The following is a 24,817-nucleotide window of genomic DNA, read 5'->3' as shown; positions in this document are numbered from 1 at the left end:
CGTTCTCGGGGTATCGGCACGCAGGAGGTGCGGTGGCTACACGGCTTCCCTCGGCGCCCCCCATCCTTCCCGGGCTCGCCTACATCCGTCCGCTCGGGTCGGGCGGCTTCGCCGATGTCTTCCTCTACGAGCAGGACATGCCTCGTCGCAACGTGGCGGTGAAGGTCATGCCGAGCGACGTGCGCGACCCCGAGCTGCGCCGCATGTTCAACGCCGAGGCCGATGTCCTCGCCCACCTCTCCGCCCACCCGTCGATCGTGACGGTGTATCAGGCGAGCATCTCGGCCGACGGTCGCCCCTACATCGTCATGGAGTACTGCCCCGGGTCGCTCGCGCAGCGCTACCGGGTCGAGCGCATCCCGGTCGAAGAGGTGCTCGTGATCGGCGTGCGCATGGCGAGCGCGCTGGAGTCCGCACACCGTGCCGGACTGGTGCACCGCGACGTCAAGCCGAGCAACATCCTCATCACCACCTTCGGCACGCCGGTGCTCGCCGACTTCGGCATCTCGTCGTCCCTGCAGCGAAAGTCCGCCGACGAGGTCCTCGCGATGTCGATCCCGTGGAGTGCTCCCGAGGTGATCGCCGAACAGACGGCGGGCACCGTCACCAGCGAGGTGTGGAGTCTCGGCGCGACGGTGTACTCGCTGCTGGCCGGGCACAGCCCGTTCGAGCGCCGCGAGCGCGGGCAGAACACGAAGGATCTGCTGCGACAGCGGATCGCGCGCGCGAGCTACGTCGAGATCCCCCGCACCGATGTGCCCGCGTCCCTGCAGCGGGTGCTGGCCACCGCCATGAGTCGCGATCCCGGACGACGGCAGCCGTCGGCCCGCGCCTTCGCCGAGGCGCTGCACGCGGTGCAGGTCGAACTGGGCCGCTCTCCCACGCCGCTCGAGATCCCCGAGGCGGACTGGGCGCCGGCATCCGTCCCGGTCGACTTCGCGGACTCGGCCCTGCGCGGACCCGGGCGTTCGCACGTCGAGCGCCCCACGTCTCGCAAGCTGCGTGCGGGCGCGGGCGTCGCCTCTCTCGCGCGTGACGAGGACACCGAGTTCTCGGCTCCCGCCCGGTCGCGGCAGAGCGTTCTGCCCTGGGCCGTCGGCATCGGCGCCGGCATGGTGCTGGGCGTCGGCGCGGTGGTCGCCGCCCTGCTGATCATGGGGGCGCTCTGATGCGTCGCCGGACGCTCGCCGGACTGGTCGCAGCGGGAGCCGCCGTCGCGGTGGTGATCGGCGCGAGCGTCGTCTGGCCCGGCCTCGACGCGCAGGAGACCCCCGAGGTCGACACCTCGGTGTGGGCACTGCAGACCGGTGAGGGGCGCCGCTATGCGCGTATCAACACGTCGGTCGGAGAGCTCGACACGGTGCGCAGCATCAGCAACCCCGATCAGGTGGTGCAGACGGGTGACGCCGCCTATCTGTTCAGCGACAGCTACTCCAAGCTGACCCGCATCGACGAGACGATGCCCGCCGACATCGACGAGGAGGCCCTGCAGAGTTCCGCCTCGACGCCTCCGGGAACGACCGACGTCGTCACCGCGGGCGACTTCGTGGCCTATCTGACCGACTCGGGCGCCGTGTTCGCGGGCCTGCTGTCGGCCGGATCCGCCGCACAGCTCGACCCGTTCGCCACGGACGACGAGGACGCCCCGCAGTACGCGGCCGATGCGATCGCCCTCGACGACCGCGGAGTGCTCTTCGCGTACTCGCGCGCCGACGGGTCGGTGCTGCGCTACGACATCCGCCAGTCCTCGGTGCGCGCCCGCGATGCGCTCGACACCCAGACGATCGCGTCGCCCGCGATCACCGCGGCGGGCGACACCTGGGCGGTCGTCGACACCGAGGACGGCGACGTGTGGCTGCGAGGAGCGGATGCCGCGGCCTCGGCCCCGACGACGGGAACCGTGGTGGTGGGCCGGCCCGACGCCACGGGCACCGACATCTTCCTCGCCGACGACACCTCGCTCGTGCGCGTGCCGTCCGACGGGTCCGAGATGGATGTAGAGGTCGGCGCGGGCAACGGGACCGTGCTGGGCACCCCGGCCCAGCCGATCCCCCACGACGGCGAGACCTTCGCCGCGTGGCTGCCGCAGGGCGATGCCGACGGGCTGCTGTGGCGATCGGGCGGCGAGACCGTGGCCCTCGACTACGCCGCAGGGACGATGCCCGATCAGCTGCGACCGGTCTTCGTCGCGAGCGACTCCGCCGTGATCCTGAACGAGACCCGGTCGGGGTGGGCCTGGTCGGTGCCCGACGGCGCACTCATCGCCTCGAGTCAGGACTGGTCTCTCGACGACCGCACCGACCCCGACGCCGTCCCCAGCGAGGAGCAGCTGCAGGTCGTGCTCGACCCGAAGCCTCCGATCGCCGAGCCCGACGCCTTCGGCGTGCGCGCCGGAAGCCTCGTGACTCTGCCGGTGCTGATGAACGACCACGATCCCAACGAGGATGTGCTCGCGATCGATCCGACGTCGGTCACCGGTCTCGATCCCGGATTCGGGACCGTGACGATCACCGACGACGGACAGCGGTTCGCGGTACGCGTCGAGCCGGGCGCGAGCGGGTCGGCATCCTTCTCCTATGCGGTCGCCGACGGCACCACCGCGAACGGGCTGCTGTCGGAGCCGACCACCGTCACGCTCACCGTGGCGCCCCCCTCCGTCGAGACCGCACCCGAGTGGTGCGGTGTGGAACGCTGCCTCGTGGAATGGCCCCAGCCCGAGGTCGCCCGCGGCGGCACCGTGACGGTGCCCGTCCTGCCCGGCTGGGTCGATCCCGACGGCGACCCGCTGCTGCTGCTGTCCGTGCAGAACGTGACGGGCCCCGGCACCGTGGCGGCCACACCCGGCGGCGAGGTGGTGTACCAGCACAGCGACAGCGGTGATGGCGGGGAGCAGCTCATCGAACTGGCGGTCACGGTCGCCGATACCCAGGGCCAGACCGCGGTCAAGTCCCTCATCGTCAAGGTGTCGCCCCAGCCGCAGATCCAGGCGCAGTCCTTCGCCGTGGTCGACACCGTCGGGTCGGGGATCACGGTCGACGTCGCCGACCATGTCACCGGCACTGCCGGCGCCGTGTCGCTCGACTCCGTTCGGGTGCTCGACGACGCGACGGCGACGGCGACGGCCGCGGGCGGATCGACGTCGTTCGACTTCACCGCGAAGGATCCGGGTACGTTCCGCGTCGACTTCACCGTGACGGACGGGGTGAGCGAGGCCACCGGCACCGCGCGCATCACACTCCTCGCTGCGGACGCGCCGGCGCAGCTGGCGACCTCACCGGTCGTGGCATTCGTGCATCCCCAGGAAGACGCCACGCTCGAGGTGTTCGACGCGGTGTCGAATCCGACCAGGCGCGTGCTGCTGCTCAGCGACGTCGTCGCCCGGGCGGATGCCGGCGCGTCGCTGTCGGTGGACGCGGTCGGTCAGAACCATCTCCGGGTGTCGGGGACGACCGCGAGCGGAGCGGCCGGCCGCCTCGGCACGGTGTCGTACGTCGTGAGCGACGGCTCCGAGGATGCCGGGGCGCGGGTCGTGGGCGAAGCCACCGTGTATCTGCTCCCGCCCGCCCCCGAGCTCGCACCGATCGCGGTCGACGACACCGTCGTCGTGCGCGCCGGCGCGCAGATCGACATCCCTGTGCTCGAGAACGACATCTCGCCCGCCGGCGGGCGCCCCACCCTCAACCCGGCCTCGGTGACGTCCTCGTCCGGGGCGGCGCTCGCCTTCGCGTCGGACGACGTGCTGCGATACCTCGCCCCCGGCGAGCCGGGGGAGTACGGGATCGAGTACTCGGTGTTCACGACAGGTGCGCCCGCCCTCGCCGACACTGCGACGGTGCGCGTGCGCGTCATCGACGACGCCGCCAACCGCGCGCCTACCGCCGACACGCTCGAAGGGCGCGTGCTGAGCGGGCAGTCCTCCCTCATCGAGTTCGACGGGTCCGGCATGGACCCCGACGGCGACGTCGTCACGCTCGACCGCATCGTGGCGCAGCCCGAGCGCGGTTCGGCGACGATCTCGGCCGACGGCGCCTCGATCCTCTACACCAGCGTCCCCGGCGACAGCGGGCAGGCGTCGTTCCGCTACCGGGTGATCGACGCGTTCGGCGAGACCGCCGAGGGCACGGTGCGCGTGGGCGTGCTCGACGGCCAGGCGAATCCCAGCCCGGTGACCTTCACCGACTATGTGCAGGTGCAGGCAGGAGAGGGCAACACCATCCGGGTGAGTCCGCTCTCCAACGACCTCGATCCGACGATGGGCACTCTCCAGCTCACCGACATACGCCCCGATGCCCCGACAGCCCTCTTGGACGGCAGTGAGAACCCCGACTACGCGCGCCTCGACGCGCGCATCCAGACGGTCGACGACGCCACGGTCGTGATCGAGGCGGGTGACGAGCCCGCAACGATGTCGTTCCTGTACGACGTCGAGTCGACGTCGGGCAACACGGGTCGCGGCCTGATCGTCGTCAGGGTGGTGCGTGAGACGGTGCCGGACTACCCGGTGGTCGCCGACACGATCCTCACGGTCGAGTCGCGCGACGAGTTCCCCCGCGGCGTCGACGTGCTCGCCGACAAGGCGATCTGGTCGGGCGGTGAGGTGTCGGATCTCGAGGTCTCGCTGTGGGGCGACGCCGACGGGGTGTCGGTCGACGGCACGCGGCTGCGCGGTGCCCTTCCGGCCACGACCCGGCTCATCCCGTTCGCGGTCACGGGCGAAGGAACGTCGGGTGAGGTCACGACCTACGCGTTCCTCAAGGTGCCCGGCGACGACGATCTCGCGCTCACGATCCGGGCGGGCACGGCTGCGCCCGATGTCCAGGAGCTCGAGTCGACGACGTTCGACATGGCTGAGCTGGTCGCCCGGCCGCGCGGCAGCCGGATCGAGGTCGGCACCGAGGTGCGCGTCTCGGGCGCCCGCGCCGACGCGGTCTGCGCGGTCGAATCCGGATCCACGGTGCGTTACGAGGCCGGTGCCGGCGCGCCGTGGGCGGATGCCTGCCAGGTGCCGGTGCGTCTGGTGGGTCAGGACGACTGGACGTATCTGTCGGTGCCGATCGTCGTGCATCCGCTCGACCCGCAGCCGGAGCTCCGGCCCGGTTCCGTCACGGTGGGACCGGGCGAGACGGCGACGTTCGATCTGCGCAATATGACCACGTGGCAGCTGCGCGAGGACTGGGACGGCATCGTCTACGACCTCCAGCACAGCGGCACCGCGTTCGAGGTGACGCAGGAGGGCTCCCTCCTCACGGTGACGGGCGCCGACCGGGCGGTCCCCGGGGCCGAAGAGGCTGCGATCGTCTCGGTCACGAGCCACCCTGCGGTCGCCTCCGCCCGTCTCATCCTGCGTGTCGGCGCCGCGCCGTCGACGCTTCCGCAGGGCGGATCCACCGCGCAGCAGTGTTCTCAGGCCGCCGGCTCCTCGTGCATGATCCAGGTCATCGGCGCGAAGGGAGAGGTCAACCCGCTGCCGCGCACCCCGCTCGAGGTGGTCGGGGTTCGCACCGCCGGTGCGTGCGTCGGGGTGAGCTTCCAGGTCGCGTCGGCGACGTCGGTGACTGCGTCGTGGACGCAGGACGCCCCGGGGGCGACGTGCAGCGCGACGTTCTCGGTGCGCGACGCGCAGGGCCGTATGACGAACTCCGAGCGCGACGGACGGGTGCTGCTGGATCTGCTCGGCTTCCCGAAGGCTCCGTCGAGCGTGGTGCAGGCGTCCTATGCGGACGGCACGGTGACCCTGCGCGTCGACCCCGGAGAGGCACGCCTGGCGTACCCGGCACTCGCCGGCTTCGTCATCCGCTCCGCAGGCCAGGAGGTCGCGCGCTGCACCGCCGTCGGCGTGTGCCCCCCGATCACGGCGCCCAACGGCGAGCAGCGCACCTATGAAGCCTGGGCCGTCAACGGTGTCGGCGAGTCGAAGGCGAGCGTCCGCACGGTCGCGTGGGCGTACGACACGCCCCCGGCCCCGAGGAGCATCACCGCCCGCCCGGTGGTCACCTCCGGCGAGGGCGGCGTGGTCTCGCTGGTGCTCGACGGCATCGAGCCCGGCGAGACGGGCAGCTTCGAGATCTCGAGCCCCGACGGGGAGCTCGCCCGCGTACCGATCGGCCGCAACGACACCCGCATCGTCGTGCCCTCGTACCGCGTGGGCACCAACACCGCGGCCATCGTCACGGTGACGCCCTACTCCCGCTTCGAGCTTCCTCCGGGCCTGGGCGGCAGTGCGGCGGGTGCGGCGACCACGGTGCAGACGAACGGCGTCGGCGCACCGCTGTCGCCTCAGCTCGCGCTGAGCGCCGCCTCGGACGGCGAAAGCACGGTCACAGTGACCGGCCGGGCCACCGCGACCCTCAACGGCGACGGTTCGACGCTGCGCTACGGCATCGTGCGCGAAGGGCAGAGCTGCACGACGTCGGTCGACGGGGCGGTCGCGACGTTCCCGGGCCTCGCCGACGGCAACGAGTACACCTTCACGCTGTGCGTCGAGTCGTGGTGGGGCGACCAGCGATTCGGACGTGCCGAGACCACCGCGTCGGTGCGGGCGCAGCAGTCGGGGCGCGCGCCGCGCGGATGGACCTTCGCCGTCGACGCGGCGCCGGATGTCTCGGCGCAGAGCGCGCAATGGGTGATCCGGGCCCAGCCGACATCGACCGAGCGCATCCCCAACCGCAACTACGCCGAGATCCAGGGCGGCCCGCCGTCGAGCGTCTTCGGGCGTGACCCGGGTATCCAGGTGCGCTACGTGCACGAGTGGTGGGGGCCGTCGACGCCGTGGGCGACGGCGGTGCCAGCGAGCGGCAGCGCGCCCTATCAGGTGCAGGCCAATTGGAGCGTGACGTCGTGCGTCGGCGGCGGCACGCTCGCCACGGCATGGGACTCCTCCAACGCCTCGAGCGGCGCGAAGGCGGCCGTCACGTTCGGCAACGCAGGCCTGCGCTACTACGACGAGTCGGGCGCCGTGCTGCCGCACGAAGCCGCCACCTGGACCGTCCCGGTCGGCGCGGCCTACGTCGAAGGCATCGCCGTCTCGGTGAACTGGGATGCCCAGGGCTGGGGCCTGACGCCTGCGAGCACCACGTTCGCGGCGGAGTGCGACCCGAATCGGCCGCCGGTGCCGCCGGACCCGCCCGATCCCACGCCGACGCCGTGAGCATCGGCATCCGCTCGCCCTTCTCCACGCACCACCGCACGCCAGAGGACACCACATGACCATCACCCAGCCGCAGGCCGACTGGTTCGCGCAGACGTTCGCACAGATCGCCGACAACGTCGAGCGCGCGGTGCTGGGAAAGCGCCACGTCGTCGAGCTCGTGCTCACCGCGATGATGAGCGACGGCCACGTACTCCTCGAGGATGTGCCGGGAACGGGCAAGACCTCGCTCGCGCGCGCCATGGGGCAGTCGGTGCAGGGAACGAACACCCGTATCCAGTTCACGCCCGACCTGCTGCCGAGCGACATCACCGGACTGAGCGTCTACGACCAGAAGGAGGGCGTGTTCGAGTTCCATGCGGGCCCGATCTTCGCGAACATCGTGCTCGCCGACGAGATCAACCGGGCGAGCCCGAAGACGCAGTCGGCGCTGCTCGAGGTCATGGAGGAGGGGCGCGTCACCATCGACGGCGTCTCGCGCCCCGTCGGTGTGCCGTTCCTCGTGCTCGCCACCCAGAATCCCGTCGAGCAGGCGGGCACCTACCGGCTTCCCGAGGCGCAGCTGGACCGCTTCATGATGCGCGCCTCGCTCGGCTACCCCGACCACGCCGCCACCGTGCGGATCCTCGACGGCGCCGCCGTCTCGACCGACGAGCTCACGCCGATCATCACGCCCCAGGCGCTGGTGGGCATGGCGGATCTCGCGGCGCAGGTCTACGTCGACTCGCTCGTGCTCGATTACATCGCCCGGCTCGTCGACGCCACGCGCACCGCCGACGAGGTGCGGCTGGGCGTCAGCATCCGCGGGGCGCTCGCCTTGACGCGCGCCGCGCGCACCCGGGCCGCGTCGCAGGCGCGGACCTATGCGACACCCGACGATGTGAAGTCGCTCGCCGTTCCGGTGCTCTCGCACCGCCTGATCCTGCACCCCGAGGCCGAGTTCGACGGGGTCACGCAAGAGACCGTGATCGGCCAGGTCCTGCTCGACATCGCACCACCCAGCAGGCGCGAGGCCGTATGAGCACAGCCGAACGGCAGCGCGACTCCTTCAGCACGGCCGAGGCGCGCCTCACACGCACCGTCCACTCCACCGAGCCCGAGGGGCGAACGCACGTCACGTCGACGAGCGTCACTTCGTCGAGCCGCGGCCGCGCACTGGTGCGCGCCGTCGTGTGGTGGGCGGGGGCGTGGCGGGCAGCCGGCTCAGCGGTCCGCGCGGCGGTGCAGTGGGCTGCGCGCACGGTCCGCCCGGCGGGCGCGCTGGTCGCCGTCGCCGCCACGGCGGGGCTGGTGCTCGGGCTCGTGTTCGGCTGGGTCGAGTGGATGGTCGCGGGCGCGGCATCCATCGTCCTGCTCCTCGCGTCCGTTCCGTTCCTATTCGGCGCGCGGTCGTACGAGGTGGACCTGTCGCTCTCGCACGGGCGCGTCGTCGCCGGCGACGGCATCGACGGCGAGATCGTGGTGCGCAACGACGGGCACCGCATCGCGCTGCCGGGACGCCTCGACGTACCCGTCGGCGGCGGTCTCGTCGAGTTCGGCGTGCCGCTGCTGCGCCCGGGGCACAGCATCGCGCAGCCCCTCGACATCCCGGGCCTGCGCCGCGGAATCGTTACGGTCGGTCCGGTGACGACGGTCCGCAGCGACCCGATCGGGCTCCTGCGTCGCGAGCACGCGTTCGAGGACGTCCACGACGTGTTCGTCCACCCCCGCACCACGTCGCTGCCGTCCACCAGCGCGGGGCTCATCCGCGATCTCGAGGGCAGCCCCACGCGGCGCCTGGTCGACGCCGACATGTCGTTCCACGCCATCCGCGAGTACGCACCCGGAGACTCGCAGCGCCAGATCCACTGGCGTTCCACGGCCAAGACCGGGCGCCTCATGGTGCGCCAGTACGAGGAGTCCCGCCGCTCGCGCATGGCCGTGATCCTCGCGGTGGCAGAGGCCGAGTTCGCCGATCCCGACGAGTTCGAACTGGCTGTGTCGTGTGCGGCGTCGCTGGGGCTTCGCGCCGTCCACGACGCTCGCGACGTCGCCATCGTGACGGGCTCTGAGATCCCGCGCGTCGTGCGCGGGCGTCTGCGTGCGATCCGCCACATCCCGGCCGAGTCGCCCCGGACCATGCTCGACGGGTTCAGTGCGGTCGATCGGCTCGAGAGCACGATGCCCGTGGGCGAGGTGTGCCGTCTGGCCGCCGAGTCGGGCGACGGGCTGTCGATCGCGTTCGTGGTGGTGGGTTCGCGTGTCTCGCTGACGCGTCTGCAGCAGGCCGCGCTCGCGTTCCCCGTCGACACCGTGGTCGTCGGCGTGATCTGCGACGAGCGCGCGCACCCGCGCATGCAGCAGCTGTCGAGCATGACCGTGCTCACCGTCGGCACGGTCGACGACCTCTCGGGCCTCCTGCTGCGGGGGGCGACGTCATGAGCGTGAATCGGGATGCCTCCCGCGGCGGCCTGCACGCGGGGCGCGTCGTGCCGCGCATCGCCGTGGGGGCGGCCTTCGCCGCCGTGATCGTGCTGATCGCTGCGGTGGCGGCGTGGCCGATCTATCAGGCGGGCAGCTTCGTCCTTCTCGTGGTGGCCGGAGCGCTCGTCGGTGCCGGTATCGCCGTCGCGGTGTGGCTCCGCCGCGGGAGCGGCTGGCTGGTGGCCGCACTCCTCGCGGCGGCGATCCTCGTGCTGGGCGTTCCCCTCGCCGTGCCGTCTCGGCTGGGCGGACCCGCCGAGATCGTGCGGGGCCTGGGCGAGCTCGCCAGCGGTCTCGTGCTCGGCTGGAAGGACCTCGTGACGGTCGAGCTGGCCGTCGGTTCGTACCGCAACCTGCTCGTGCCCGCGCTCGTGATCTTCCTGGTCGGCACGTGCGTGATGCTGCTGCTGGCGTGGCGCGAAGACCGCGCGGCGTACGGCGCGGTGCCGGTGGCGCTCGCGATGGTCTCCTTCGGGCTGTTCTTCGGACGCACGACCGTGAGCGCCCCGCTCCGGCTCGGCCCCCTCGCCTTCTACGCGCCGGTCGAGACGGCCATCGGGGTCGCGGCGCTCGTCGCGTGCCTGCTGTGGCTCGCATGGCGCACGCACGATGAGCGCATCCGCGCGCTGCAGCGCGCCGCCGCCTCCAGCGGGGTGCGCATCTCGCGGCGCCCGTCGCGGGTCGATCGCCGGCGGACCCTGCTGGGCGGCGGGATCCTGGTCGGCGCACTCGTGATCGCCGTCGCGGTGGTGCCCTTCGCTGCGCGGGGCAGCGAGCGCGAGGTGCTGCGCTCGGCGATCGGCCCCGACGTCGACCTGTCGGCCGAGGTCAGCCCGCTCGCGCAGTACCGCGCGCTGTTCTCGAACGAGCGCGCCGACGACGTGCTGTTCACCGTCGAGCCGTCCGGGGGAGAACTGCCCGAGCGGGTGCGCCTCGCCACGCTCGACGCCTACGACGGCGAGGTGTTCCGCACCGGTGGTGCCGGCGCGGTGGATGCCGGCCGCTTCGTGCGGGTGCCGTCGACCCTCGACGCGGGCGACGGTGCACCGGTCGCGGCGCGTATCGCGATCGACGGGCTCGACGGAGTCTGGATGCCGACCGCCGGCCGCCTCGAGGCGGTCGAGTTCGGCGGGGGCCGTGCCGCGTCGCTCGCCGACCGCTTCTACTACAACGCCGCGGCGGCCGCGGGCGTCCAGACCGCGGGCGGGGGACTCGAGCAAGGCGATGCGTACGTCGTGCGGGGCGTCGAGCCCGAGACGGCCGACCTGGCCGAGGTGCAGGCTCCCGGCGGGCTGTCCGCGGAGGTGCCGGTGCCGGAGACTCTGCGCACCTGGGTGGACGAGCATGTGGTGGGAAGCGACGGACCGGCCCTCGCCGGCCTGGTGGAGCTCTTGCGGGACCGCGGGTATCTGAGCCACGGACTGGTCGAGGGCGATGTCGCGCCGGTGTGGACGACCGCGCTGTCGGATTACGCGTTCCAGCCCAGCGCGTCCGGCCACTCTCTCGCGCGCATCGACACCATGTTCGCGCGGCTCCTCGAGCGGGAGTCCGATCCTCGGGCCGCGGCATCCGGCAACTACGTCGCGGCGGTCGGCGACGACGAGCAGTTCGCGACCGCGGTGGCCCTCATCGCGGGGCAACTGGGGTTTCCCGCGCGCGTCGTCGTGGGCGCCCGGCTCACGCCCGAGCCGGGTCTCGCGGGGTGCGGTGCGGGCGTCTGCCGCGCCCAGGATCTCGCGGCGTGGACCGAGGTGCAGTCCGCGGACGGCGAGTGGATCGCCGTCGACGTGACCCCGCAGTACGCGCAGTCGCCGAGCCTGGACGTCACAGAGCAGCGCGATCCCGAGAACGTGACCGAGGTGCGTCCCGACTCGGTAGAGGAGGTCGTGCCGCCCGATCCTGCGCAGGAGGATTCCGCGTCGGACCCGGCTGCGGACGACGACGCCGGCACCGACCTGGCGTGGCTGTGGCCGGTGCTGCGCGCCTCGGGCGTCGTGCTGCTGCTCCTGCTGCTCGCGTTCGGGCCGTTCGCGATCATCCTCGGCGCGAAGGCCGCCCGACGGCGCTCGCGCCGATTGACGGGGACACCGGCGGCGCGGGTCGCCGGCGGATGGGACGAGTACGTCGATGCGGCGGTGGATGCCGGGCACGACGCCCCGCGCCGACTCACCCGCTCCGAGCTCGCCGGCGCGTTCGCGGGCCCCGTCGGTGCGGACCTCGCACGCAGCGCCGACCGGGCGGTGTTCTCGCACGCGCTGCTGGCCGCAGAGGACGCACAGGACTACTGGAACGCCGTCGACGATGAGCGCCGACGGCTGCGACGGGAGCGTGGAGTCTGGCGCGGACTGCTCGCGACCGTATCGTTGAGATCGTTGCTTCGACCGCTGGCGCCCGAAACGGGTGCCCAATCGCGATTCGCCGAGAGGGGGAGAGGACGCACCCGACCGGTGCGTCCGATGCCATGACCGCCACCGATGCCTCTGCCGCCGTCTTCGGGACGCTGTTCAGCCTCCTGCTCACAGCCGGTTTCTACATCTGGGTCTCGCTCGCCCTCGCCGCGGTTTTCCGCAAGTCCGGCGTCGAGCCGTGGAAGGCGTGGATCCCGATCTTCAACACGATCGTCCTCCTGCAGCTCGCGGGGCTGTCGCCGTGGCTGATCCTGCTGGCTCTGATCCCGATCCTCGGACAGCTCGCGTTCCTCGTGGTCTTCGCGATCGCGATCTACCGGCTGAGCGTGGCCTTCGGATTCGGCGCGGGCATGACCGTTCTCGGCATCCTGGTCGTCCCCGTGTGGGCGTCGATCATCGGCTGGGGGAGCGCCCGCTGGGTCGGAAATGAAGCGGATGCCGGTGTCCGGCGCACTCCGGATCCTTCGGCCTGGCCGACGCCGCTGATGCCCTCGCCGGCCCTGCTCTCGAGTGAGGACTCCTCCGCGTTCGGCTCGTGGGCGACGCCCGGGTACGCGAGCGCGGCCCAGGCGACGTTCGGCCCAGCGCCTTCCACGCCGGCGTACGCGACGCCGGATGCGGCGGTGCCACCCCTGCCCGAGGCACCGGCTGCCGCGCTCCCGCCGATTCCGCCCGTTCCGCCCGCCCCGGCCGCGCCCGCGCCCGTCGCTTCTGCTGTTTCGCCCCCGCCCGGTGGCTGGACGCCTCCGCCCCTCCCGGCCGAACCTTCGTCAGCACGAGCTGCAGGTGCCACGGTGGAAGGCGCCTTCGATGTCGACGAGACGCGCGACGCCGCGTCGTTCGCCGCTCTCGCGGATGCGTCGCGTCCGAAGGAGAACGTGGCCCCCGACGTGTGGGAGGGCGGTGCGATCGAGATCACCGACCTCACCGGCGAGGTGACCGGCGCCGTCTCCGGTGCTCCCGCACCGATCTCCGCGGTGCCGTCCCTGCAGCCGCCGGTGACCCCGGTGTCGGCGGACGGTCCCCTTCGTGGACGCACCCCGTACACGCCCGAGGCGGACATCGCCGACACCGGGGTCAGTGCGACGCCCCCGGTCACCCGTGTTCCCGCTCCCGGCAGCGCGCCAGGCGACGAGCGCGACCCGTGGGTGCCCGCACGCACGCCGATGAGCGATCCGGACGCGTTCCCCGAGGCGTCGGCGGAGGTCTCGGCGGTCGCCGGTGCGCCCGACGCCGGAGCGCCTCGTTCCGCGCGGTCCTCGGTGTCGGCCTTCCACGCCAGGCCCGAGATCCCCGACGACGTCATCGACGAGACCGTCATCGCCCGTCGCCGGCGCACCGACTGGTCGCTCGTTCCGCCCACGGGCGACCCCGTTCCGCTCTCCGCCGAGACGGTGATCCTCGGACGCCGTCCGGCAGCGGATCCCGCTCACCCCGGCGCCCAGCTCATCTCCATCCAGGACGGCACCGTCTCCAAGACCCACGCCCGGCTGCAGCTGCGCGACGATCGCTGGTACGTGACCGATCTGGACTCCACCAACGGCGTGTTCTTCGCGACGCTGATGGGTACCGAGGTCGAGGCGACGCCGGGCGTCGAGGTCGAGGCCGGCGATCGATTCCTGCTGGGCGACGCCGAGATCCGGCTCCAGCGGAGCGAGGCGTGACGGACGAGGCCGACGACCGCACCGAACCGGCACGCAGGCGGATGTCGTCGCCTCCGCCCGCCGACGACGTCGAGGACGACACCGTGCTGTCGTCGCGCCGATCGCCGGAAGATGACACGATGCTGTCGCGGCGGGGTGTGACCGCGGATGCCGACCCGCTGCAGGACCGGACGGTACGCGTGGAGCGCACGCGTCGAAACCCGCCGTCGCGTGTCGCGGAGGCGGGGCCATCCGAGCCGATCGACGACGCGGTGGCGCACGATGAGACGCAGTTGCGCACGGTTCGATCCGGGTCCGCCGCCACCACGGATACCGAGCCGATCGGCGTGGTGCGCGAGGCCTACGTTCCCGAGCCTGCCGTCCTCGCCGACCGGCGCGCTCCGCGCGAACCCCCGCCGATCGCGCAGCGCGCGACGACGCCATCGCCCCCCTCAGCCGACCCGCACGATTCCTCGAGCTCCCACGACGCCGTGACCCGCTCGCGGCGGGCCCGCGCCCGCCGGCGGCTCGCGATCCTGGTGACGGTCGGCGCCGTCCTGGTGGTCGCCGCCGTCGCCGCGCTGACTGTTCTGCTCCTGACCTGATCTCCGAGGACGACGATGACCCACCTCGCCACCGCCCCGCCATCCCTGGACGTCGATGCGACCGACTCCGATCCCGCGCTCGTCGCGGCCTTGGGAGTCGTTTCTGCGAGTACGGGCTTCCGCTCGCTCGCCTTCGCGATCGACGCGACGATCTGGGTCGTGCTCGCGGCGCCGGCCGTCTTCGGCGCCGTCATGCTCGCGCTCGGCGACACGTCGTTCGTGCCGGTCCTGCTCATCGGGATCGGCCTCGTCCTTCCCGCGCTCTTCGGACTGCTGCAGCTCATCGCCCACGGACGGCGAGGGGTGACCGTGGGCAAGGCGGCCATGCGTCTGAGGTCGGTTCGAGAATCCGATCTCGGAGCGCCGGGGTTCTGGCATGTCGTGCTCCGCGTGCTCGTTCTCTGGCTGAGCGGTATCGTCCCGCTGATCGGACCCGCGCTGATGTTCCTGTCGGGGCTGTGGGATCCGCAGCAGCGCGGTCGCAGCATCCTGGACCGCGTCGGCGGCTGCTGGGTGATCGACGCACGGGCGGGCCTTGACCCCTTCGACGCCAAGGCGATGCGTCACGCGCGCCGAGAGCTGCGTGGCCGGCCCGATCAGAGCGAGAACCTGCCGGCGATGAAGACGGGCGCTGACGCCGAATCGAGCATGCGGATCCCCGACTCGCGCTCGCGCGCCGGTGTCGTCGGACCGGGCAGCACCGGAGCCAAGTGGCCGACCATCGCCGGTGCGGGTCCCCTCGAGGTGATCGCGGGCGTGCCCCTCGCCGGGCCGCCGTCGTCGGCGAGCGAGGCCCCGATAGGGACCGTCGGAGCACCTGTCGCGCCTGAGGCTACCCCGGCCCCGGCCCCGGTGCCTCACGCGGCTCCCGCACCCGCAGCGCCGCCCGTCCAGTCGGCACCGCTCGCACCTGCCGCCCCGCCCGTCCAGACGGCCCCGCCCGCGCAGACGCCGCCGCCCGCGGTGGGATCCCCGCCACAGGGCGGCAGGCGCCGGTCGCAGGCCACTCTCCGCTTCGACGACGGCTCGGTGCTCCGCGCCCCGGCGTTCGGCCTCATCGGCCGCGATCCCGCACCGGGCGCGGGCGAGCAGGTGGACGCACTGGTGCGACTGGAAGACCCGCAGCGCCTGCTCTCCAAGACGCACGCCGCATTCGGCCAGGATGCCGAGGGCGTCTGGGTGATCGACCGCGGATCGCGAAACGGTACCCAGCTGACCTCTCCCGGCGGCGACGTCGTGACGATCCCCGCCGGAGAACGCACCCGCGTGCCGCTCGGATGGGTGGTCCATGTGGGAGGCAGGACATTCGAACTCGTCGCGAGAGGTGCTGATTCGTGAAGCTCAAGCTGAGCCTCAGGCGGGGAGTCGGGGCATCCGCCGACGTGCTGGTCACGGCGGATTCCACCGCGACCGTGCAGGACGTCGCGCGCGCCCTCGCGGAGGGCGACGCGCTCGCCGCTCCCGGCGCCGTGAACGCGAGCGACGACCCCACACTGCTGGTCGCCTCGCCCGCCGGGCGCCCGGTGCAGCTCGACCCCTCGATGCCCATCGCAGACGCGCCGATCGGCTCCGGCTTCGACGCCTCGGTGGTTCCCGCGGGGCCCGGTCGTGCTGTCGGCGGCGCGGATGCCGCGGCCGTGATGCGCATCCTCAGCGGCCCGGGCGCCGGAACCACCGTGTCGCTCAGCGCCGGGTCGAGCGTCATCGGCCGCGTCGCCCCGGCCCAGGTCGTGCTCGAGGACCCACTGGTGTCCAAGCGCCACGCGCGCGTGGACATCGATCAGGGCATCGAACTCGTCGACCTCAACTCGGCCAACGGCCTCATCGTCGACGGCGGACTCGTGCAGCGCGTGCGCGTGGTGCCGGGCCAGAAGATCACCATCGGCGCCACCGAGGTCTCCTTCACGCTCGTGCCGCGCACTCACATGGACGACTCGCAGGTGCTCGAACGCGGCGGCGCGCTGCTGTTCAACCGGTCGCCCCGGGTCGAGGATCGCTATGCGGGCCAGGAGTTCAAGCATCCGATCATCCCCAACGAGGCGGACCCCCGCATCTTCCCGTGGCCGATGATCATGGCGCCGGTGCTGCTCGGACTCGCGATGTTCGCGATGACGCAGCGCCCCACCTCGCTGCTCATCGTGGTGATGGCGCCGCTGATGATGCTCGGCAACTTCGTCGGGCAGCGCACCCAGCAGGGCAAGAAGCTGCAGCTCGAGATCTCGACCTTCGAGACCCAGCTGGACGAGCTCGAAGACACCCTCGGTCACGAAGAGGAGGTCGAGCGTGCCCGTCGGCGCGCCGAGGCCCCCGCGACCGCGACCGTGTACGAGAACGCGATGTCGCTCGGGCCGCTGCTGTGGACGCGGCGACCGGAGCACTGGAACTTCCTGGGGCTGCGCCTCGGCGTCGGCACGGGTGAGAGCCGCAACACCGTGCAGGAGCCCACCGACCAGCGCGGCATCGCGCTGTACGCGCAGCAGGTGCGTCGCCTGCGCGAGCGCTTCTCGCACGTCGACGATGTGCCGGTGATCGAGCTGCTGCCCTCTGCGGGCGCGATCGGCATCGCCGGTCCGCGCGAGCTCGCCGCCGACGTCGTGCGCGGCCTCGGCGTGCAGCTGTTCGGCCTCCACGCCCCGAACGAGGTCGTGACCGCGGCCATCGTCGATCCGGGATGGACCGGCGACATCGAGTGGATGAAGTGGCTTCCCCACACCACCAGCCCGCGGTCTCCGTTCGCCGAGATGGCGCTCGCCGACAGCCAGTCGGCCGGAACCGCGCTGCTCAACGGGCTGGAGGAGGCCATCCTCGAGCGTCTCAGCGGCACGGCCACGCGCCGCGGTCCGCTGTCGGCCAAGGACTCGTCGATGACGCTGGGAAAGCACGTGGGCGACGGCGTGGGCGGTGCCTCGTCGGATGTCGGCGACGTCTCGCTCGTGCTGTTCGTCACCCACGATGCGCCGGTCGACCGCGCGCGTCTCACCCAGGTGATCGAGCGGGGCCCGGATGCCGGTGTGTACACGGTGTTCGTGGCGCCCACGGTCGAATCCCTCCCCGCGTCGTGCCGCACGTTCATCGACGTCTCGGACGGACTCGATCTGGCCTCGGTGGGCTGGGTGCGCGCCGGACACCGCGCCGAGACGGTGCGGATCGAGGGCGTCTCGCGGGAGTACGCCGAGATCTTCGCCAAGCGGCTGGCTCCGGTGGTCGATTCCAGCTCGGTCGCCGCCGATTCGTCCGACCTGCCCGCCAGCGTTCCGCTGCTGCGACTCATCGGCACCGACATGGCCGCCGACCCGCAGACGGCGATCGAGCGGTGGCGGCAGAACAACTCGATCATCGATCGGACGCGCGGCACCCGTCCGCGGCTGAAGCGCGCGGGCACTCTCAAGGCGTATGTCGGCCAGGGCAGCCCCGACGCGATGTCGCTGGATCTGCGCACGCAGGGCCCTCACGCCCTGGTGGGCGGTACGACCGGCTCGGGAAAGTCCGAGTTCCTCCAGGCATGGGTGCTCGGCATGGCGGCCGAGTACAGCCCCGACCGTGTGACGTTCCTGTTCGTGGACTACAAGGGCGGCTCGGCATTCGCCGACTGCGTCGAGCTGCCTCACACCGTCGGTCTCGTCACCGATCTGAGCCCGCACCTCGTGCGCCGGGCGCTCACAAGCCTGCGCGCAGAGCTGCACCACCGCGAGCACCTCTTCAACCGCAAGAAGGCCAAGGACCTTCTCGAGCTCGAGAAGCGTCAGGACCCCGAGACGCCCCCCGCGCTCGTGCTCGTGATCGACGAGTTCGCCGCGCTGGCGACCGAGGTGCCCGAGTTCGTGGACGGTGTGGTCGACATCGCCCAGCGAGGCCGCTCGCTCGGCATCCACCTGATCATGGCGACGCAGCGTCCCGCCGGAGTCATCAAGGACAACCTGCGCGCGAACACGAACCTGCGTGTGGCGCTGCGCATGGCAGATGCCGCGGACTCGAACGATGTCGTCGGCGACACCGTCGCGTCGACCTTCGACCCGTCGCTGCCGGGTCGTGGCATCGCCAAGACGGGGCCCGGACGCCTCGTGCCGTTCCAGTCCGGCTACGCGGGCGGCTGGACGGCAGAGGAGCCGGACCGCGCACAGGTGCGGGTGGCCGAACTGCGCTTCGGCTCGGTGACGCTGTGGGAGAGCGAGGGTGACAACGACTCCGACACGCACGATGAGGATCTCGGTCCGAACGATCAGAAGCGGCTCGTCGCCAACCTGGGCAACGCCGCGTCCGTCGCGCGCATCCCCGCTCCGCGGCGGCCGTGGCTCGATGACCTCCCGACGACGATCGACCTGCGCGACCTGCCCCTCGAGGGCGACGCGAGCATCCCGGTGGGACTTGCCGACATTCCGCAGCGCCAGCTGCAGGAGGCCGTGTTCTTCCGCCCCGACACCGACGGCCACATGCTGGTGTACGGGACGAGTGGTGCGGGCAAGAGCGCGGCGCTGCGCACGATCGGCATCGCGGCCGGCGCCCGGCCCGACCTCGGACGGGTCGCGGTGTACGGCATCGACTTCGGCACCGGGGCGCTGCGATCGCTCGAGACCATGCCGCACGTCGGCTCGGTGGTGCAGGGCGACGACGCCGAGCGTGTGCAGCGGCTGCTGCGCACGCTGCGGGGCATCCTGGACGATCGCGCGAAGCGCTACTCCGAAACCAATGCGGCGACTCTCACCGAGTACCGCCAGATCACGGGCGACACCGCCGAGCCCCGCATCATCGTGCTGCTGGACGGCTTCGGCGTGTTCAAGCAGGACTGGGAGACCGTGTCTGCGCGAGCGCCGTACTACGCCATCTTCATGCGGATGCTGGGCGAGGGGCGACCGTTGGGCGTGCACGTCGTGGCGACCGCCGACCGCTACGGAGCGGTGCCGACCGCCGTCAGCGCGAATGTCACGAAGCGCATCGTGCTGCGGATGTCGGACGAGGGCGCGTACTCGATCCTCGGCGTCGCGAAGGACGTGCTCAATGAGCGCAGCGCACCGGGCCGGGCGATCGTCGACGGCCTCGAGACGCAGGTGGCCGTCATCGGCGGCACCACCAACGTCGCCGAGCAGAATGCCGCGGCTGAGGCGTTCGCCGCGGCGTTGCGCGCCGCGGGCGCCATCGAGGCCAAGAACATCGGGTCGCTGCCGATCGAGCTGGCGCTGTCGGAGCTTCCCACGCGAGTGGGGGAGCTTCCCACGCTGGGAATCGGCGACGACACGCTGGGCCCCAAGGGCTTCGAGCCGATCGGCACGTTCGTCGTCGCGGGGCCGCCGCAGTCGGGCAAGACGACGGCGGTGCGCGGCATCGTCTCGTCGCTGGAGCGCTTCGATCCCGCTGTCGAGCTGTTCCACATCGGCGGCCGGCGCGCAGCCCTGCGCGACTTCCGTTCGTGGCGGCGTGCGGTCTCGGGCATCGAAGACGTGCGCGCGCTCGCGAAGGAGCTGAAAGACCTCGTCGCCGACGAGTCCGTCGGCAAGAGGATCGCGATCGTCGTGGAGAACATCGCCGAGTTCGGCGACACGGATGCCGAGCGCCCCCTCAAAGAGCTCTTCCAGGCGATAAACCGCAGCGATCACTTCCTCGTCGCCGACGGGGATGTCTCGCAGCTGAGCAGCGGGTACGGACTCGTGGGCGAACTGAAGGCGGGCCGCCACGGCATCGCGCTCCGGCCCGAGAGCTACGACGGCGACTCCCTCTTCAAGGTCCCGTTCCCGAAGGTGCAGCGCCACGAGTTCCCGGCCGGACGCGGATTGTTCGTCGAGAACGGTCAGCTCGTCACGGTTCAGCTGCCGCTCGGCGCGGAGTGATCCGCTCGTCCCCATGGGGATGGTTCCCCATGGGGGTGGGGTGGGGGTTCGGGTTAGCCTGTGGGCGGACCCGATCGGGTCCGTGGGTTTCGAAGGGATTGTGGATCATGGCGGATTTCAAGGCTTCTTATGGCGAGATGGAAGCGATGTCGGGCAAGCTCGACAGCGGTCGTGAGGAGATCGGCGATGTGCTGCGTCGCCTGAAGAGCGATGTGGACCGTCTTCTCGGTGACGACTTCAAGACGCAGCATGCGTCGGGCAAGTTCGGTGAGGGCTACCAGGAGCTGACCACCGGTCTGGAGAAGGCCATCGAGGGCATCTCCGACATGGGTGAGTCGCTGCGCAAGATGCAGCAGGCGATCAAGGACACCGACCAGGCACTCGCCGGCAACTGACACCACCTGATGGGACGGGGCGCTTCGGTGCCCCGTCCCACGGTCGCTGAGGAGAGACGATGACCGACGTCTATATCAAGGTCGATCACCTGAACAGGCTGAACGGATCGCTCAAGCAGATCCTGGTCGAGTTCGCCGACGCGGCGAGGAACACGGACGCCCTTCAGAACCTGATCGGCCGTCCCGACGGTCGCTCGGGTCTCCGCGACCGCACCCACGAGTTCGAGGGCGGCTGGGACGACCGTCGCAACGCGCTGATCGACAAACTCTCGAATCTGCAGGTCGCCGTCGAGGAGACGTGTACCGGCTGGCAGGAATTCGATCTCGAACTCTCCCGCAGCGTCGCCCTGGAGGAGTCGGCGGGCGACACCCTGCCGGCCCGATAGGACACGCGATGGCGATTCACACGAACAGACAGCACCGCGTCCACGTGATCGAGGGTGACGCCGACGGCATCATGGCCCGTGGCCGTGAGATCGAGAACCTCGGTCGGCAGATGATCGGCGCGGCCGGTGTCCTGGAAGCGATCAGTGAAGGCGCGACCGAGGAGAAGGGGCGCTCGATCGAACGCATCCGCGACGAGGTCGGTGAAGCCCACGCCGAACTCAAACTGGCGGGTGAGCGCTACAGGCCTACCGGCACGGCGATGAAGGAGTATGGGTCCTCGCTGGGTAACGTTCAGGCCGTGCTGAGGTCGCTCGTCACCGAGATCGAGACGGCGAAGGCGCGGCTCGACAGCAAGCGCGACGTCGCCGCCGACGCCGCTGAGGCGGCCGAGGCATCCGAGGTTTTCGACGCGAGCGATGATGCCGCACGCAGCCGCCACCAGGCCGACAACTGGCAGGCGCGGGATGCCGGCGACGCCGTGAACAACGCCGAAGCCCACCTCGACGGGCTCCTCGATGACTTCGACGCGCAATGGGACACGTGGGACGCCGCGTACGACCTCGCGCTCGGACGCATCAATGACGCAACGTCCGGCAACATCACCGACGACTGGACCGACGACCTGGCCGGCGTCGCCGAGGTGGTGGTCGACGTCCTCGCCGTCGTGGGCTTCGTCGTCGCAATCGCAGCCATCATCATCGGTGGCCCAATCCTGGCGCTGATCGGCGCCGTCATCGGGGTCATCGCCCTGCTCGCGACGGCTTTCCTCTACTTCAAGGGCCGGGCGGGTCTCGATCAGCTGCTGTGGTCCATCGTCGGCGTGCTCCCCTTCGGCAAGCTGGGGATGCTCTTCAAGTCCGGTCAGCGACTGCAGTCGCTGAAGTTCCTCGGTGGGCCGATCTTCGAGATCGCCGAGCAGGTCGGCACTCTGCGGTCTGCACGAGGACTCGTCAGCGGGATCGCCTCAGGCACGAGCAACGGGCTCGGAAGCGCCGCGCGGTCCGGCCTCGCCTCGCGGGTCGCCGATACGTTCGCGGGCATCCGCTGGGGCGACATCGGCTCGCGCTCGACGGCGGTCAACAACCTGCTGCGCGGAAGCAACGGCGGTTGGGGTGCGAACATCCTCGCTGATCTCGGCAACTACACGGCTCACCACCAGGGCGCCATCCGCACCGTCTCCGGCTCGGGTGGGCTGGTCGACAGCCTGTCCGACCTGCCGAACATCGGACAGCAGATCTTCAACGCGGGCGATATGGGTCTGAAGACGTACTCGGCCGCGAACGATGCATGGGGTGTGGCGTACGAGGCATTCACCGGGTCATCCGAGGATGCGTGGCGCGCTCATCTCGCCGGGTAACGTGGTCGGACGATGCACACCACACCCGACGGCGTCCCGCCGTTCCGACTGATCCTGCCCGACGGGTGGGAGGAGCTTCCCGCAGATCGCTCCGGCACCGACGCGCTGATCCGCCGCAGCTCCGCCGTGCTTCGCGCGCAGCATCGTCCTGATCTCGATGCGCAGCTTCGCACGATGCTCGAGGTCGCCTATCGCAAGATGAAGCAGGGGCGCGCGTTCGCGGTATACGTGCAGACGTCCGCCGAGCAGATGCCGTTGCCGATGTCGATCACGGCGTCCGTCGTCTCGGGTCAGCTCGGGGGGACTCTCGATCGCCAGGTCGCGGGGCTGATCCGCGACCGGGGCGCGGGGTTCCTCCGCGACGACCGGACGATCATCAGATGGGAGACTCCGGCCGACGTGAAAGCCGGGGCGGAGGCGGGACGCGCCCAGGTGGTCGACTATCTGATCCCGATTCCGGGAAGCCGGCGCCGAGATGCGCTCCAGTTCACAACGGTGATCCCCGTGCCGGCAAACGATGTCACCGAGGTCGTCTCGGCGCTCGTGGACCTCAGCGACCTCATGGTCAGCACCTTCACATGGAAGCCCGCCGAGGTCTGATGCATTACCGGGTCGATTACGACGAGGACGTCTGGGTGCGGGTGCCCGTCGCCGACGACGGGTCCTGGCCCGACGAGGTCGTCGCGCGCTACGAGCGTCGACTCGGACCGCTCGAAGGCGCGCTCGCCGATCGGGTGCGCGCCTTCGCTGAGGTGTGTGGTGCAGCCCGCACCGATGACACGCACGAGCTGTTCCTGTTCTGCCCCCTTGCGATGACACCGGTCGTCGGGCTGCTCGCGCTGCGGGTGGTTCAGGTCGACGAGCCGACCGACCTCGACCGTGCCGTCGCCCACGACCCGACCGCGATGATCGCGCCGACCGTCGACTCGATCGTCAGCCCCATGTGGGGCGAAGGACGCCGTGCCGCCGTCGTGACCGCCTCATCCGCCGAGGGCGCGGCCGCCGGTCGCTTCAACTACGCGTTCGAGCGGCAGGGCACGGTGCTCCTCGCGACCGCCATCGCCGACCGCGTCACGTACGCCACCGCGATGCTGCCGTTCGCAGACCGACTGGTCTCGAGCGTCGGCCTGGAGGAATGATGACCCTCGCACATGATCGAGCCGTCGAACGGGCGTCGACGATGCCGCTGACGGCTGACCGGACTCCGCGGCAGGTCGCCCGTGAGGTGCAGGATGCCGCCCTGCACGCGATCGACCAGCGCACGGCGCAGCGGATCACCCGTGTCGACCGCGACTTCGACCTCTTCACCGCGACGATCGAGCGCGAGCTCGTCGCGGCTCGCGCGTCCGCGCCCCGGCAGCGGCGGATCACGCCGCTGCCCGACATGATCGGCATGTTCGCGGCCGGATTCGGCGCGATCTCGGCCCTCGGTGCGGGCCGGGTCGCCCCGTCCACCCCGATCAGTGAGCTGCCGATCGTCGGACCCACCGTTCTGATCTGCGCGCTGATCGCGGTCGTCGCGATGGTTGTCGGGGCGCTCGTCGCACGGCGAGAGGGCGCCGCTTCGTCCGCGCGAGCGGTGATGCTGTGGCTCGTCGGCATCTGGTCGGCGGTGGCCTCGATCGCCATGATCGTACGATTCGCGACCGAGGGCGTCACGGCCGTGGCCGTCGCAGGACTGGTCGCGACGGTCGTCGCCCTGATCGGTGCCATCATCCTCGCGATCCCCGCCCAGCGTCTTGCGGGCGCCGGCGCCCCGGTCGGGCTTGAGGCTCGACCGAAGGCGGGTGCGCGCGAGCGGAACGAGCTGCTGAGCGCCGGCGAGACCGCTCAGGACCGGGCTCACGACGAGCTCGCGGTGCTGGATGAGTCTGCTCGCTCCGACTTCGACGAGGCGTATGAGGCGGCTGTGGCCGCGGTCCTCCGCCGCGGCATCCTGCCGTCGCCGTCGGCCAAACGGCTGCGCGCGCTCGGCTGGGCCGCCGCTCGGTATGACATCCCTGGGTCTGGACCGCGAGCCTGACCGAGCGCCCTGACCCCCTCTGGACGCCGACGACGCGGTTACTCTGCCCATGACCGCCCATCCGCGGGATCCGCGCGCAGGCCGCAGTTCAGGCCGAGTAGACGCGCAGCACCGTGGTCGAGGGCTCCGCCCATGGGGATTGTTCCCCATGGGGGTGGGGTGGGGGTTCGGGTTAGCCTGTGGGCGGGCCTGATCGGGCCCGTGGTTTTCGAGAGGATCGTGACATGGCGGATTTCAAGGCTTCTTATGGCGAGATGGAGGCCATGTCGGGCAAGCTCGACAGCGGTCGTGAGGAGATCGGCGATGTGCTGCGTCGTCTGAAGAGCGATGTGGACCGTCTTCTCGGTGACGACTTCAAGACGCAGCACGCGTCGGGCAAGTTCGGTGAGGGCTACCAGGAGCTGACCACGGGTCTGGAGAAGGCCATCGAGGGCATCTCCGACATGGGTGAGTCGCTGCGCAAGATGCAGCAGGCGATCAAGGACACCGACCAGGCACTCGCCGGCAACTGACTGATTCGGCCGAGTGGATGCCGCGGGCCCCGGCCCGCGGCATCCACTCGCTAGC

The 24,817-nt window shown here is 71.1% G+C and carries 16 protein-coding genes; all 16 read left to right on the top strand.

The window, feature by feature from the left end; translation table 11 throughout:
- The first annotated feature begins 32 nt into the window (after positions 1-32).
- The 16 genes from KEC57_RS15650 (at position 33) to KEC57_RS15575 (ending at position 24,762) form a co-directional block, all read left to right on the top strand.
- A complete protein-coding gene (locus tag KEC57_RS15650; RefSeq protein WP_229385622.1) occupies positions 33-1,169 on the top strand; it encodes a serine/threonine-protein kinase in 1,137 nt (378 codons plus the stop codon).
- On the top strand, positions 1,169-7,147 hold the full coding sequence (locus tag KEC57_RS15645; RefSeq protein WP_229385621.1) for an Ig-like domain-containing protein: 5,979 nt from the start codon (positions 1,169-1,171) through the stop codon (positions 7,145-7,147). Before KEC57_RS15650 ends, KEC57_RS15645 begins: the two co-directional genes overlap by 1 nt.
- 55 nt (positions 7,148-7,202) lie before the next feature.
- The gene (locus KEC57_RS15640) at positions 7,203-8,168 is read left to right on the top strand and encodes an AAA family ATPase (protein WP_229385620.1); all 966 of its coding nucleotides are present in this window, start codon (positions 7,203-7,205) and stop codon (positions 8,166-8,168) included.
- Entirely contained in the window at positions 8,165-9,568 is a 1,404-nt protein-coding gene (locus KEC57_RS15635; protein ID WP_229385619.1) for a DUF58 domain-containing protein, read from the top strand. The genes KEC57_RS15640 and KEC57_RS15635 overlap by 4 nt, the downstream gene beginning before the upstream one ends.
- Positions 9,565-12,075, top strand: coding sequence for a transglutaminase TgpA family protein (locus KEC57_RS15630; protein WP_229385618.1), 2,511 nt, complete (start codon positions 9,565-9,567; stop codon positions 12,073-12,075). Before KEC57_RS15635 ends, KEC57_RS15630 begins: the two co-directional genes overlap by 4 nt.
- The gene (locus KEC57_RS15625) at positions 12,072-13,682 is read left to right on the top strand and encodes a DUF5684 domain-containing protein (protein ID WP_229385617.1); all 1,611 of its coding nucleotides are present in this window, start codon (positions 12,072-12,074) and stop codon (positions 13,680-13,682) included. The genes KEC57_RS15630 and KEC57_RS15625 overlap by 4 nt, the downstream gene beginning before the upstream one ends.
- Positions 13,679-14,266: a hypothetical protein gene (locus KEC57_RS15620; RefSeq protein ID WP_229385616.1), complete on the top strand. Its 588-nt coding sequence runs from the start codon at positions 13,679-13,681 to the stop codon at positions 14,264-14,266. Before KEC57_RS15625 ends, KEC57_RS15620 begins: the two co-directional genes overlap by 4 nt.
- Before the next feature lie 15 nt (positions 14,267-14,281).
- Entirely contained in the window at positions 14,282-15,604 is a 1,323-nt protein-coding gene (locus KEC57_RS15615) for an RDD family protein (RefSeq protein WP_229385615.1), read from the top strand.
- Positions 15,601-20,088, top strand: a complete 4,488-nt coding sequence (locus KEC57_RS15610) for a type VII secretion EssC family protein (RefSeq protein WP_229385614.1) — start codon at positions 15,601-15,603, stop codon at positions 20,086-20,088. Before KEC57_RS15615 ends, KEC57_RS15610 begins: the two co-directional genes overlap by 4 nt.
- Before the next feature lie 107 nt (positions 20,089-20,195).
- Positions 20,196-20,483 (top strand): WXG100 family type VII secretion target, encoded by a 288-nt coding sequence (locus KEC57_RS15605; RefSeq protein ID WP_229383556.1) that lies wholly within the window; start codon positions 20,196-20,198, stop codon positions 20,481-20,483.
- Between the two features lie 59 nt (positions 20,484-20,542).
- Entirely contained in the window at positions 20,543-20,869 is a 327-nt protein-coding gene (locus tag KEC57_RS15600; protein WP_229385613.1) for a hypothetical protein, read from the top strand.
- 8 nt (positions 20,870-20,877) lie between these two features.
- A complete protein-coding gene (locus KEC57_RS15595; RefSeq protein ID WP_229385612.1) occupies positions 20,878-22,227 on the top strand; it encodes a hypothetical protein in 1,350 nt (449 codons plus the stop codon).
- 12 nt (positions 22,228-22,239) lie between these two features.
- Positions 22,240-22,827, top strand: a complete 588-nt coding sequence (locus KEC57_RS15590; protein ID WP_229385611.1) for a hypothetical protein — start codon at positions 22,240-22,242, stop codon at positions 22,825-22,827.
- Positions 22,806-23,366 carry a hypothetical protein gene (locus KEC57_RS15585; RefSeq protein WP_229385610.1) on the top strand — a complete coding sequence of 187 codons (561 nt, stop codon included), beginning with the start codon at positions 22,806-22,808 and terminating at the stop codon, positions 23,364-23,366. Before KEC57_RS15590 ends, KEC57_RS15585 begins: the two co-directional genes overlap by 22 nt.
- Positions 23,366-24,250 carry a hypothetical protein gene (locus KEC57_RS15580; protein WP_229385609.1) on the top strand — a complete coding sequence of 295 codons (885 nt, stop codon included), beginning with the start codon at positions 23,366-23,368 and terminating at the stop codon, positions 24,248-24,250. Before KEC57_RS15585 ends, KEC57_RS15580 begins: the two co-directional genes overlap by 1 nt.
- 224 nt (positions 24,251-24,474) lie before the next feature.
- Positions 24,475-24,762 (top strand): WXG100 family type VII secretion target, encoded by a 288-nt coding sequence (locus tag KEC57_RS15575; protein WP_229383556.1) that lies wholly within the window; start codon positions 24,475-24,477, stop codon positions 24,760-24,762.
- Positions 24,763-24,817 lie beyond the last annotated feature (55 nt).

The organism is Microbacterium allomyrinae, from assembly GCF_020682705.1.
Classification (GTDB): Bacteria; Actinomycetota; Actinomycetes; order Actinomycetales; family Microbacteriaceae; genus Microbacterium; species Microbacterium allomyrinae.
This window is presented reverse-complemented; position numbering and strand designations above follow the sequence as displayed.

Bases quoted from the DNA above. Each gene is read 5' to 3' on its own strand.
- KEC57_RS15645 (WP_229385621.1), top strand. From the start codon at position 1,169: ATGCGTCGCCGGACGCTCGCCGGACTGGTCGCAGCGGGAGCCGCCGTC.
- KEC57_RS15640 (WP_229385620.1), top strand. From the start codon at position 7,203: ATGACCATCACCCAGCCGCAGGCCGACTGGTTCGCGCAGACGTTCGCA.
- KEC57_RS15635 (WP_229385619.1), top strand. From the start codon at position 8,165: ATGAGCACAGCCGAACGGCAGCGCGACTCCTTCAGCACGGCCGAGGCG.
- KEC57_RS15630 (WP_229385618.1), top strand. From the start codon at position 9,565: ATGAGCGTGAATCGGGATGCCTCCCGCGGCGGCCTGCACGCGGGGCGC.
- KEC57_RS15625 (WP_229385617.1), top strand. From the start codon at position 12,072: ATGACCGCCACCGATGCCTCTGCCGCCGTCTTCGGGACGCTGTTCAGC.
- KEC57_RS15615 (WP_229385615.1), top strand. From the start codon at position 14,282: ATGACCCACCTCGCCACCGCCCCGCCATCCCTGGACGTCGATGCGACC.
- KEC57_RS15605 (WP_229383556.1), top strand. From the start codon at position 20,196: ATGGCGGATTTCAAGGCTTCTTATGGCGAGATGGAAGCGATGTCGGGC.
- KEC57_RS15600 (WP_229385613.1), top strand. From the start codon at position 20,543: ATGACCGACGTCTATATCAAGGTCGATCACCTGAACAGGCTGAACGGA.
- KEC57_RS15595 (WP_229385612.1), top strand. From the start codon at position 20,878: ATGGCGATTCACACGAACAGACAGCACCGCGTCCACGTGATCGAGGGT.
- KEC57_RS15590 (WP_229385611.1), top strand. From the start codon at position 22,240: ATGCACACCACACCCGACGGCGTCCCGCCGTTCCGACTGATCCTGCCC.
- KEC57_RS15585 (WP_229385610.1), top strand. From the start codon at position 22,806: ATGGAAGCCCGCCGAGGTCTGATGCATTACCGGGTCGATTACGACGAG.
- KEC57_RS15580 (WP_229385609.1), top strand. From the start codon at position 23,366: ATGACCCTCGCACATGATCGAGCCGTCGAACGGGCGTCGACGATGCCG.
- KEC57_RS15575 (WP_229383556.1), top strand. From the start codon at position 24,475: ATGGCGGATTTCAAGGCTTCTTATGGCGAGATGGAGGCCATGTCGGGC.